General features: G+C 63.0%; 14 protein-coding genes and 1 pseudogene. 12 read left to right on the top strand and 3 right to left on the bottom strand.

All coding sequences use genetic code 11. The features are described from left to right. The 3 genes from B3P22_RS03890 to recR all read left to right on the top strand — a co-directional run. The coding region (locus B3P22_RS03890; RefSeq protein WP_296269975.1) for a DNA polymerase III subunit gamma/tau C-terminal domain-containing protein at window positions 1–725 on the top strand (725 nt) is incomplete at its 5' end. A gap of 71 nt (window positions 726–796) precedes the next feature. Next, on the top strand, window positions 797–1,123 hold the full coding sequence (locus B3P22_RS03885; RefSeq protein WP_003460931.1) for a YbaB/EbfC family nucleoid-associated protein: 327 nt from the start codon (window positions 797–799) through the stop codon (window positions 1,121–1,123). A 257-nt stretch (window positions 1,124–1,380) separates the two neighbouring features. Further along, window positions 1,381–1,980, top strand: a complete 600-nt coding sequence (recR, locus tag B3P22_RS03880) for a recombination mediator RecR (RefSeq protein ID WP_197859469.1) — start codon at window positions 1,381–1,383, stop codon at window positions 1,978–1,980. Between the two features lie 35 nt (window positions 1,981–2,015). On the opposite strand, the gene B3P22_RS03875 is transcribed toward recR, so the two are convergent. After that, window positions 2,016–2,432 (bottom strand): hypothetical protein, encoded by a 417-nt coding sequence (locus B3P22_RS03875; protein WP_197859468.1) that lies wholly within the window; start codon window positions 2,430–2,432, stop codon window positions 2,016–2,018. 216 nt (window positions 2,433–2,648) lie between these two features. Between B3P22_RS03875 and B3P22_RS03870 the strand changes: the two genes are divergently transcribed. The 3 genes from B3P22_RS03870 to B3P22_RS23795 all read left to right on the top strand — a co-directional run bounded on the left by B3P22_RS03870 (window position 2,649) and on the right by B3P22_RS23795 (window position 4,435). Continuing rightward, window positions 2,649–3,083: a DUF4157 domain-containing protein gene (locus B3P22_RS03870; RefSeq protein ID WP_232106574.1), complete on the top strand. Its 435-nt coding sequence runs from the start codon at window positions 2,649–2,651 to the stop codon at window positions 3,081–3,083. 72 nt (window positions 3,084–3,155) lie between these two features. Beyond that, window positions 3,156–4,304 carry an acyl-CoA dehydrogenase family protein gene (locus B3P22_RS03865; RefSeq protein ID WP_296269968.1) on the top strand — a complete coding sequence of 383 codons (1,149 nt, stop codon included), beginning with the start codon at window positions 3,156–3,158 and terminating at the stop codon, window positions 4,302–4,304. Between the two features lie 32 nt (window positions 4,305–4,336). After that, complete coding sequence (locus tag B3P22_RS23795; protein WP_419096409.1) at window positions 4,337–4,435, top strand: acyl-CoA dehydrogenase family protein; 99 nt, start codon at window positions 4,337–4,339, stop codon at window positions 4,433–4,435. Between the two features lie 88 nt (window positions 4,436–4,523). Here B3P22_RS23795 and B3P22_RS03860 read toward each other — a convergent pair whose 3' ends face one another. After that, window positions 4,524–5,471, bottom strand: coding sequence for an AraC family transcriptional regulator (locus B3P22_RS03860; protein WP_296269966.1), 948 nt, complete (start codon window positions 5,469–5,471; stop codon window positions 4,524–4,526). A 328-nt stretch (window positions 5,472–5,799) separates the two neighbouring features. Here B3P22_RS03860 and B3P22_RS03855 point away from each other — a divergent pair, with 328 nt between their 5' ends. The 6 genes from B3P22_RS03855 to B3P22_RS03830 all read left to right on the top strand — a co-directional run bounded on the left by B3P22_RS03855 (window position 5,800) and on the right by B3P22_RS03830 (window position 11,017). Next, window positions 5,800–5,946 carry a hypothetical protein gene (locus B3P22_RS03855; protein ID WP_275544837.1) on the top strand — a complete coding sequence of 49 codons (147 nt, stop codon included), beginning with the start codon at window positions 5,800–5,802 and terminating at the stop codon, window positions 5,944–5,946. Window positions 5,947–5,966: 20 nt separating this feature from the next. Continuing rightward, the gene (locus tag B3P22_RS03850) at window positions 5,967–6,266 is read left to right on the top strand and encodes an antibiotic biosynthesis monooxygenase family protein (RefSeq protein WP_296269965.1); all 300 of its coding nucleotides are present in this window, start codon (window positions 5,967–5,969) and stop codon (window positions 6,264–6,266) included. A gap of 111 nt (window positions 6,267–6,377) precedes the next feature. Next, complete coding sequence (locus B3P22_RS03845) at window positions 6,378–7,667, top strand: NAD(P)/FAD-dependent oxidoreductase (protein WP_296269964.1); 1,290 nt, start codon at window positions 6,378–6,380, stop codon at window positions 7,665–7,667. A gap of 16 nt (window positions 7,668–7,683) precedes the next feature. Continuing rightward, window positions 7,684–8,241, top strand: a complete 558-nt coding sequence (locus B3P22_RS03840) for an XRE family transcriptional regulator (RefSeq protein WP_296269963.1) — start codon at window positions 7,684–7,686, stop codon at window positions 8,239–8,241. Between the two features lie 26 nt (window positions 8,242–8,267). Next, entirely contained in the window at window positions 8,268–9,614 is a 1,347-nt protein-coding gene (locus B3P22_RS03835) for a glutamine synthetase family protein (RefSeq protein WP_296269962.1), read from the top strand. 23 nt (window positions 9,615–9,637) lie between these two features. After that, window positions 9,638–11,017 carry an aspartate aminotransferase family protein gene (locus tag B3P22_RS03830; protein WP_296269961.1) on the top strand — a complete coding sequence of 460 codons (1,380 nt, stop codon included), beginning with the start codon at window positions 9,638–9,640 and terminating at the stop codon, window positions 11,015–11,017. Between the two features lie 145 nt (window positions 11,018–11,162). Here the strand turns inward: B3P22_RS03830 and B3P22_RS03825 are convergent. After that, window positions 11,163–11,280, bottom strand: a pseudogene (locus tag B3P22_RS03825) (alpha/beta hydrolase); the annotation flags it as partial.

The following is an 11,280-nucleotide window of genomic DNA, read 5'->3' as shown; positions in this document are numbered from 1 at the left end:
CAGAGCCAGAGCCAGAGCCAGCCGCTCCTGCGCAGGTCGTCGATGTGCCCTGGGCAACGGCCGAGGTGCCGGAGCCAGCCGTTGCTCCCGCTCAGCCTGTTGTCGCGCCGCAGCCAGAACCCGTTGCGCTGCCAACTGCGGCCGTTGTCGAGGCGGCTGCGAGCGAGGCCGTGCCGCTGGTGGTGGAAGCCGATGGCGGTGACGACGAACCACCACCCGGCGACTACGACTACGTCGAAATGGACGCCGAAACGCTCGACTACGACTTCGGCCAGCCCGAGGTCGAAACGCCTGTGATCGAAGAGCCCCTACCGGCAGCCAAGCCCGCTACCGGTCTGGCGGCAGAATGGCTGTCGCTGTTCCCGCAGCTTGGCCTGGGCGGCATGACCGGCAGCATCGCCGCCAACTGCACGTTGATCGAGGCCAACGGCGACGACTGGCTGCTGCACCTGGACCCGGCACACAGCGCGCTGTTCAACACTACGCAGCAGCGTCGTCTCAATGATGCGCTAAACCAGCAGCAGGGCCGCAGCATCAAATTGCGTATCGAGCTATGCAAGCCTGAGCAGGAAACCCCGGCACAGGCTGCGGCGCGCCGCCGCGCCGAACGCCAGCGCAGTGCCGAGGCCTCGATACAGGCCGACCCGCTGGTACAGCAGATGATTCAGCAGTTCGCGGCCAAGGTGCGCGACGACAGCATCGAACCTATCGATACCCCCAGCTAGGTCGTTTTGACGACGGCCAGCACGCATTAGATTTCAATGACTTGTTAACCCCGAACGCCGAGGATACCGACATGATGAAAGGTGGCATGGCAGGCCTGATGAAGCAGGCCCAGCAGATGCAGGAAAAAATGCAGAAGATGCAGGAAGAGCTGGCCAATGCCGAAGTCACCGGCCAGTCCGGTGCCGGTCTGGTGAGCGTGGTGATGACCGGTCGCCACGACGTCAAGCGCATCACTCTGGACGACAGCCTGATGCAGGAAGACAAGGAAGTGCTGGAAGATCTGATCGCTGCTGCCGTCAATGACGCGGTGCGCAAGGTCGAGCAGAACAGTCAGGAAAAGATGTCCGGCATGACGGCGGGGATGCAGCTTCCCCCCGGCTTCAAAATGCCTTTCTGACAGGCCTCGTGCCGTCCAGTCGACGCACATGGCTGCGTTGCCGGCGGACTCGGAATCCTCATGTGCTCCAGCACACTGCGGTTCCTCGTCCGCCCGCGCCTTGCCCTGCACGCCGCCTGATCGCCACTCTTACGGAGTCGATCGTGCAGGTGAGGCTGAAGACGATCCGTTTCGGTGTGTAGCCCGGATGTAATCCGGGTCGCTTGTATGCCCTGTTTCCCCGGATTGCATCCGGGCCATCAACCTGTAGGAACGCCATGAGCTTCAGCCCCCTGATTCGCCAGTTGATCGACTCCCTGCGCATCTTGCCCGGTGTGGGGCAGAAGACGGCGCAACGCATGGCGCTGCAGTTGCTCGAGCGCGATCGCAGTGGCGGGCAGCGTCTGGCGCAGGCGTTGAATGCGGCGATGGAGGGGGTGGGGCACTGCAAGCGCTGCCGCAGCCTGAGCGAAGACGAGCTGTGCCAGCTGTGCCTGGACGAGCGCCGCGACGACAGCCTGCTGTGCGTGGTGGAAGGTCCAATGGATGTGCATGCGGTGGAGCAGACCGGCTATCGCGGTCGCTACTTCGTGCTCAAGGGGCACCTGTCGCCGCTCGACGGCCTGGGGCCGGAAGCCATTGGCATTCCCGAGTTGCTCGAACGCATCGATGCCGGTGCGTTCAGCGAAGTGATCCTCGCCACCAACCCCACGGTGGAAGGCGAGGCGACAGCGCACTACATCGCCCAGATTCTTGCGGGCAAGGGCCTGGTCGCCTCGCGTATCGCTCATGGCATGCCGCTGGGTGGCGAACTGGAGCTGGTCGACGGCGGCACGCTGGCGCATGCGCTGGCCGGCCGTCGGCCGATCAGCCTGTAAGCTTTGTCCCGTCGCACCTGTGGCTGGCCTGGCGCTTACTTGAGGCCGCTGAATTGTGGGGCGTTCTCTCGATAATGGTTCAACGCATCGACCAAACGTTCGGCCTGTTCGCGCTCAGCCAGGCGAAACGTGCGCAACGTCGTGCCGTCCAGGTGCTGTAAGCGAACCAGATAGTCGTCGCGTTGCTGGTATAGCACCACCGGCCCCAGGCTATTGAAGTAGATACGCTCGCCGATGTCGCTCGGCGTGCTGGCCTCGCCCTGCTCGCGAAAGCCCAGGTAGCGGCTGTCCAGGTACAGGGCGTCGGGATGGGTGATCTCTTTCTGCTGCAGCGCAGCGGTGTGTATCGCTTCATAGGCCTGCGCCTCGGAGAGCGGTTGCGCCCGGTAGTCCAGGTTCGCGGCGCAACCGGCCAGCAAGCAGGCAATCAATGCAATCCGGATAATTTGCATGGTGCATCTCCTCGGCAGTCGCATGGCGTCGACGACCATCTGCTGCCAAGATGGCGCCTCACCCCCGGATACGGTACTCCCGTGATCGCTGCTTCCCTGCGCCGTACTTGCCTATGGCTCCTTCTAGGGGCGCCTTGCACTGCCTTCGCCCAATGTCCGACCGGCCAGATGCAGATATGCCTGGGTTCGTGCATCTGCATTCCCGACCCGATACGCATGCGCGAGGACGGTCTGAATATGGCTTCGGCGCGCCTGGAGGCCTGGCTGCTGCAATCGCGCCAGGCCACGTTGAATGCCGGAACCGAATCCATGCCGTTGATGATCCGTGCGCAGCTCTCGTCTTTTTACGACAGCGAGCTGCTGGACGGGGTTCGCTTTCGCGCCGGCACGACCGAGGAAATGGATGCTGCCAGCGTCCTGCTGCAGAACCCGGATGTACAGGCTGTGACGCTGGTTGACGTCGTGGTTTTCCGCAGCCGCGAGGCGGCCGAGGGCGATGCAGCGCTCTGGGCGCATGAGCTGTGGCATGTGCAGCAATACCGCGAATGGGGCACGGCCGAATTCGCCCGCCGCTACACACGCGACTTTAATTCGGTCGAGGAACCTGCCTATGCGATGCAGGCGCGGGTGAGAAGGGCGCTGCAAGAGTGAATTAAAACGCTCGCTTGAATACCAAGCAAGCGCTAGGTTAGGGTGGCCAAAACAATAACGGGAGTTACCCGCATGGCCGCCCCTCAGTCGTATTTCGATGAGTCTCACCAACTGGTTCGCGATTCCGTCCGACGTTTCGTCGAGCGTGAAATCCTGCCGCATATCGACGAATGGGAGGAGGCCGAGGAATTCCCGCGCGAGCTGTATCTCAAGGCAGGTGCCGCGGGCATTCTCGGTATCGGCTACCCCGAGCAGTATGGCGGCAGTCATGAGGGTGACGTGTTCGCCAAGGTCGCGGCCAGCGAGGAACTGATGCGCAGTGGCTCGGGCGGACTGGTGGCCGGGCTCGGCTCGCTGGATATCGGCTTGCCGCCCATCGTCAAGTGGGCCAGGCCCGTCGTGCGCGAGCGCGTGGTGCCGCAGGTGCTGGCTGGCGAGAAAATCATGGCGCTGGCGGTGACCGAGCCTTCCGGCGGCTCTGACGTAGCCAATCTCAAGACTCGCGCGGTGCGCGAAGGCGACCATTACCGTATCAACGGCAGCAAGACCTTCATCACCAGCGGCGTGCGTGCCGATTACTACACGGTGGCGGTGCGTACCGGTGACGAGGGCTTTGGCGGCGTCAGCCTATTGCTGGTGGAGAAGGGCACTCCGGGTTTCACCGTTGGTCGCAAACTGAAGAAGATGGGCTGGTGGGCGTCCGACACGGCCGAGCTGTTCTTCGACGACTGCAAGGTGCCGGTGGACAACCTGATCGGTGTGGAGAACGCCGGCTTCGCCTGCATCATGGCCAACTTCCAGAGCGAGCGCCTGAGCCTGGCGATCATGGCCAACATGACCGCGCAACTGGCGCTGGAAGAGTCAATGAAGTGGGCGCGCGAGCGCCAGGCATTCGGCAAGCCGGTGGGCAAGTTCCAAGTGCTCAAGCACCGCCTGGCCGAGATGGCCACGCAGCTCGAAGTCTCCCGTGAGTTCACCTATCGTCAGGCCGCGCAGATGGCGGCCGGCAGAAGCGTGATCAAGGAGATCTCCATGGCCAAGAACTTCGCCACCGATATCGCCGACCGCCTCACCTACGACGCGGTGCAGATCATGGGTGGCATGGGTTACATGCGAGAAAGCCTGGTCGAGCGCCTGTACCGCGACAATCGAATCCTCTCCATTGGTGGGGGTACGCGGGAGATCATGAACGAGATCATTTCGAAGCAGATGGGGCTGTAGAAACGGCATCTGGGCCTTTATGGCGCGAAAGCCTGATCGAGCGCCTGTACCGCGACAACCGCATCCTCTCGATCGGCGGCGGCACTCGGGAGATCATGAACGAGATCATCGCCAAGCAGATGGGGTTGTAGCTGCTGGCGTGGGAGGGGCTTCAGCCGCGATCAGCCTAAACGAGACGAAAAAGCTCGCAGCTGAAGCGCCTCCCACGGAAATCGTTGATCAGGACGCTACCTGGCTTTGCGCGGCCTGGCGCAGGCGGGCGATATCGCGCTGCGGTGGGGCGCCGAACAGGCGGCTGTACTCGCGGCTGAACTGCGATGGGCTTTCATAGCCCACGCGGTAGCTCGCCGCGGCCGCTTCCAGGTTGTCGCACAGCATCAGGCGGCGAGCCTCCTGCAGGCGCAATTGCTTCTGATACTGCAGCGGACTGAAGGCAGTGACGGCCTTGAAGCGGTGATGCAGGGTCGACGGGCTCAGGTTCACCTCGCGGGCCAGTTCATCGATACGCAGCGGCTGGTCGAAGTTCTTGCGTAGCCATTCGATGGCGCGGGAGATGCGCTGGCTCTGGCTGTCGGCTATCACCACTTCATGCAGACGATGGCCCTGCGGGCTGAGCAGCATCCGATAGAAGATCTCGCGCAGAGCCAACGGCGCCAACATGGCGATGTCGCGCGGGGTTTCCAGTAGGCGCAGCAGGCGAATCACAGCGTCCAGCAGGCGCGGGTCGAGACGGTCGAGAAACAGCGCGCGTTGCGAGGCCGCGTCTGGCGCCGGGATGGGCGGCATCTCGGTCAGCAGGCTGCTGATCAGCGCCGGGTCGATTTCCAACGCCAGGCTCAGGTACGGCGCTTCCGGACTGGCCTCGATCACCCGGCCAGTAACCGGCAGCACCACCGACGCCACCAGGTAATTAAGCGGGTCATAGACATAGAGCTCGTCACCCAGGCGTATCTCCTTGCGGCCCTGGGCGATGATGCACAGGCAGGGGTCGTAGACCGTCTGCATCGGCAGGCTCGGCGAGGTCGCGCGCGCGAGCTTTAGGCCGGGAATGGCCGTGAGATGCAAACCGTCCTCGGGCACGAAGCGCTCAACGAGGCGCGCCAGTTCATGACTGAGATCGGCAAGCGGAGTATCAAGATTTGTGGCGGTGTGAATGGGTGACTGCATGACGCGCCTCCGGAAAGTCAGCGAAGCCTAGCCAGGTTTTTCAGGCAAGTCATGAGGGGCGGCAGGATTAGGCAAATATTTGCCAGTAATGGGCAAATGACCAGTTATACAGAGTGTTTCCTGAATTCCTTTCGCTCAAATTGGAGGGCTGTTCATCGTTTCTGGTAGGCAGTATTAGGCAATGATTTGCCAGTAATCGACTAACGCCCCGATGACCCTCTCGCTAATCTCTGTAGACATCGCGCCGTGCCTCAGCGTCGGCCCGAACGCATGCATTAGCCCTGTCACCCGCTGAGTGGTGCCCAACAAGCCAATCAAGGAGCGAGCGATGTCCAGCAAATGGTTGATCGCGCCGCTGACACTGTTGTTGCTCGCCACGGCCTGGCTCGACTCCAGGGCCGTTGGCGAAGCGGCTTTCGCCGAGCCGCAAGCGGCCCCCCACGTATTGCAGCGAAATGCTGCCGGTCTGTACTGATTCAATTCCAGGAGGTTGCCATGAGCATCATTCACCGTATGACCATTCGCGCCCGCCCTGAACGCTCGATCCGTTTGGGCCAGTGTCTGGCCCGGCTGGACGAAGTAGGGCGCGACCTGCCCGGTTGCCTGGGCCTGCGCGTGTTCTCGTTACGCAGTGACCCGCTGACCTGGCAGGTGGAGGGTCAATGGCGCTCGGCAGCGTCACGAGACGCGTTCCTCGGCAGCGAAGGTCTGCGCCTGGTGTTGGCGCAAGCGATAGACGAGGGGTTGTTCGCTCATCTCGAATGTACGGTAGAGCTGCAGCAGCAGGTGGCCTGAGTTCGTGTCCAAAGCTGTAGAGGCACCTGCCGAAGCCGCTCGGCTTGCCTTTATGAATTTATCTCTATAGATTTTCATGAAATTAATTAATTTAAATTTCATGAGTCGTCTATGTTTCGCCACGCCAGTGAGCACGTCGACAGCTACTACGCCCATGGCTGCAGGGATCGACTGACGCTGTATCCAGCACTGCAGGAGCACCTGCAGTGCGATGTGTTGGTGATCGGCGCGGGTTTCAGTGGTCTGCATACCGCTCTGCGTCTTGCAGAGGCGGGGCGGCGAGTGATCGTGCTGGAGGCCAGCCGCGTTGCCTGGGCCGCCTCCGGGCGCAATGGCGGGCAGGCGATTCTCGGTTGGTCCTGCGATATGCCGCCGCTGGAAAAGGCCCTCGGCCTCGAGCGTGCCCGCCACCTGTGGGACGGTATGGCCTGGGCGGCCCGCGAGCTACGCGAACTACCGCAACGGCATGGCTTCGATTGCGATTACCGCCGTGGCCATCTGTGGGCGGCGGTGCTGCCAAGGCGTGTGGCACTGCTGCATGAATGGCAGGAGCAGGCCGCCTATAAATGGGGGCACCGCGCGCTGCAATTCGTCTCCCGTGAGCAGATGCCGGAGTGGGTCGCCAGCGACCGCTACCAGGCCGGTCTTTACGATCCCGAGGCTGGGCATCTCAACCCGCTCAAGCTGGCGCTTGGCCTGGCCGAGGCCTTCGTTCGCGCTGGTGGGCAGATCTTCGAGCAGAGCCGTGCGCTGAGCCAGGATAAGCAGGGCGATGGCTACCACGTGCGTACCGAGCGGGGCAGCGTGCAGGCCGATCAACTTGTGCTGGCCTGTAACACCTATATCGACGATCTGGCGCCACGCCTGGCGCGGCGTATTCTGCCGGTCGGGACCTACCAGATCGCCACCGAGCCGCTGGGCGCCGAGCGTGCCGAGGCATTGCTGCCGCGCAATGCTTGCGTCACCGACAACCAGTTCATGCTCGATTACTTCCGGCGTACGCCGGATCACCGCCTGCTGTTCGGCGGCGGTTGCACGTATCTCGGCGGCCTGCCAAAGGACATGGCTGCTGCCACGCGGCCTTTCCTCGAGCGCGTCTTCCCGCAGCTGGCAGGCGTAGCCATCGACTTCGCCTGGGGCGGGCATATCGATATCACCCGTGCGCGCACTCCGGATGTCGGCGGCGAGAACGGCCGCTATTGGCTGCAGGGCTTCTCCGGTCATGGCGTACTGCCGACCCTTGCGGCTGCGCGAGCGGTCAGCGATGCCATCCTTGGCAATGGCGATGAACTGGCGTTGTACCGGCAGCTGCGCAACCCTGAATTTCCATTCGGCGAGCGCCTGGCGGCGCCGCTCGAGGCCATCGGCAAGGCCTGGTACCGACTGAGAGACAGCTTCTGAAATGGACAGCCCTGAGATGGACAAGAATCTGGAAATGGCGGCCTTGGCCGTGCTCATCCACGACCTGCGCAAGCACAAGAAGGCCACCCTCAACGAGCTGGCCGAGCGCATCGGCCGTTCGGTGGGCTTTCTATCGCAGGTCGAGCGGGGTCTATCGCGCCCGACGGTGGAGGATCTGACCGCCATCGCCGAGGCGCTCGACGTACCGACCACCTATTTCTACAGCCTGCCCAAGCCCAAGGCGCTGGACTGGGTCACCCGGCCGGACGAACGCCGCACCCTGTACCTGGCCGGCGGCATCACCGACATCATGGCGTCGCCCACCCTGCAGGGCGCCTTCATGGTGGTCGACAGCCTGCTCGAGCCAGGCGCCAGCAGTGGCGAGCGGCAGATGAGCGACCGCTCCGAGCAGGCCGGCTATGTCCTCGAAGGCCAGCTGACCCTCTGGCTGGGTGAGGACGAACAGAGCGCCACCCTGTATCCCGGCGATGTTTTCCAGGTGCCGAGCTATGCGCGCCTGCGTTATGCCAACCAGGGCAACACCCCCGCGAGGGTGTTGTGGATCTACACCTGACCTCCCGTGAATCGGAAATAACTACAATGAACGCCACCCGAGTCGAGCTGCTCGACGAAGTCCGTCAATTCCGCCAGGCCCACCCTGAGGTACGCTTCGTCGACCTGATCTGCCTGGACATTCCCGGGCATTTCTATGGCAAGCGCTACCCCATCGAGATGCTGGAGAAGGTCGCTGCCGGCAGTGCCCTGAAGTTGCCGCAGAACTGCGTGCTGCTCGGCGCCCAGGGCGGACTCTACGAGATCGGCGACTACTGCTTTCATGACGGTGACCCGGACGCGCCACGGCGCTTGATTCCCGGCACGCTGAAGCTGGTGAACTGGGAGCGCCAGCCGCTGGGGCAGATGCTGATCAGCTCCGACGGCACCGAAGCGCCCATTGAGTTCGAGCCGCGCGAGGTGCTGGCGCGCGTGGTGCAGCGCCTGGCTGCACGTGGCATTCGGCCGGTGGTGGCATTCGAGCTGGAGTTCTATCTGTTCGACAAGGCGCTGAAGGAGGGGCTGCCGCAGTACCCGCGCGATGACGTGAGCGGTGACGCCGATGACCAACCGAACATGCACATCGAGCGGCTCTCGCGCTTTGCCGACGTGCTCGACGATATTGCCGAGACCGCGCGGCTGCAGGGCATCGATACCACGGTAATCACCGCCGAGATCGGTCCTGGGCAGTTCGAGATCAACTTCAGCCACAGCACCGACCCGATGCAGGCAGCCGACTGGTCGGCGCTGTTCTGCCGGCTGACCCGAGGCGTGGCGCTGAAGCATGGTCATCGGGCCAGCTTCATGGCCAAGCCGTACCTGCAGTATCCAGGCAGCGGCATGCATATTCACGTCAGCCTGTACGACGAGGCTGGCGACAACCTGCTGGCCCGTGACGAGCAGCGTCCGTTGCGGCATGCCGTAGCCGGCTGCCTGGAACTGTTGCCGGAGCTGATGCCGATCTATGCGCCGAACCACAACAGCTACCGCCGCTTTGGTGCCCAGGTGAACTCGGCGAGCAAGGCCAGCTGGGGCTTCGAGGATCGCGACGCCTGCGTGCGTATTCCCGAGTCGGACGCACGCAACCTGCGTCTGGAATTCCGCCTGCCGGGCGCGGACGCCAATCCCTACCTGGTGCTGGCGGCGCTGCTGACCAGCATCGAACAGGGCCTCGATGCCAGGATCGAGCCCATCGCACCTTTGAATGACGACCGTCAAAGCGGTGTCGGCTTCCCCAACGACATGCTCGACGCGGTACGCCGTATGCAGGCTAGCGAGCGCGTCGCAGCCGGCCTTGGCAGCGAGTTCGTCATGGTTTATTGCGAGAACAAACGCCAGGATCACCTGGCCTTCATGCACGACATCAGCCCGCGGGAATACCGCTGGTACCTGTGATGTCACGGATAGAAGGAGGCGCCATGAACAACGCCGTAAACAACCCCAAGACAGCCCAATGGCAGGCCCTGAGCCAGGCCCACCACTTGGCGCCGTTCAGCGACTACAAGCAGTTGGCCGAAAAGGGCCCGCGCATCATCACCGAGGCCAAGGGCGTGCACCTGTGGGACAGTGAGGGTAACCAGATCCTCGATGGCATGGCCGGCCTGTGGTGCGTGGCGGTCGGCTATGGCCGCGAGGAACTGGTCGAGGCTGCGGCTACGCAGATGCGTCAGTTGCCGTTCTACAACACCTTCTTCCAGACCGCGCACCCGCCGGTGCTGGAGCTGGCCCACGCCATCTCGCAGCTGGCGCCGGCCGGCATGAACCACGTGTTCTTCACCGGCTCCGGCTCGGAAGGCAACGACACCATGCTGCGTCTGGTACGCCACTACTGGGCGTGCAAAGGCCAGCCAAACAAGAAAATCATCATCGGCCGAGACAACGGTTACCACGGCTCCACCGTGGCCGGCGCCAGCCTCGGCGGCATGAAGTTCATGCACGAGCAGGGCGACCTGCCGATCCCCGGCATCGCCCATATCCCGCAGCCGTACTGGTTCGGCGAGGGCGGCGAGCAGTCGCCGGAGGAGTTCGGTATCTGGGCTGCCGACCAGCTGGAGAAGAAGATTCTCGAGCTGGGCGAAGAAAACGTCGCCGCCTTTATTGCCGAGCCGATCCAGGGCGCCGGTGGGGTGATCATCCCGCCGGAAACCTACTGGCCGCGGATCAAGGCAATCCTCGCCAAGTACGACATTCTCTTCGTCGCCGATGAAGTGATCTGTGGTTTCGGCCGTACCGGCGAATGGTTCGGCAGCCAGTACTACGATCTCAAGCCGGACCTGATGACCATCGCCAAGGGCCTCACCAGCGGCTACGTGCCGATGGGTGGGTTGATCGTCAGCGACAAGGTGTTCGAAGTGATCGAGGAGCACGGCGACTTCAACCACGGCTTCACCTATTCCGGTCACCCGGTAGCGGCGGCGGTGGGCTTGGAGAACCTGCGCATCCTCAAGGAAGAAGGCATCATCGAGAGGGTGAAGGCAGAAACCGCGCCCTACCTGCAAAAACGTCTGCGCGAGCTGGCGGATCACCCACTGGTGGGCGAAGTGCGCGGCGTCGGCATGCTTGGCGCCATCGAACTGGTGCAGGACAAGGCGACGCGCAAGCGCTTCTCTGGCGATGTGGGCGTGGGCATGGTTTGCCGTGGGCACTGCTTCAACAATGGCCTGATCATGCGCGCGGTGGGTGACACCATGATCATCGCGCCGCCACTGGTGATCAGCCAGGCGGAAGTGGATGAGCTGGTGGAGAAAGCGCGCAAGTGCCTGGATCTGACCTGGGAGCAGGTGCGTGGTCTGGCGTAACGCGTGATTCGCGGCTGAAGCGGAATGCCGCCCAGCCGCTCCTACAGGCATAGCTTTTGCGTAGGAGCGGCTTCAGCCGCGAAGGAGAATGAGCAAAAGAAAACCCCGCGATCGGCAACGGTCGCGGGGTTTCGTTTTTCAGCGCTTACTTGAGGCTGTTCTTCAGCGTCTGCGCGGCCTGGTCCATGGCGCTGCGTACCGCCGGCACTTCAGCCAGGACATTGAGCAGGCCGTAGTCGTGGATCATGCCGTTGTAGCGTACG

This window comes from Pseudomonas sp. UBA6323 (assembly GCF_002439135.1).
In the GTDB taxonomy this organism is placed as follows: Bacteria; Pseudomonadota; Gammaproteobacteria; order Pseudomonadales; family Pseudomonadaceae; genus Aquipseudomonas.
Note: the sequence above shows the minus strand (reverse complement) of the source record. Positions and strands in the feature narration are given on the sequence as shown.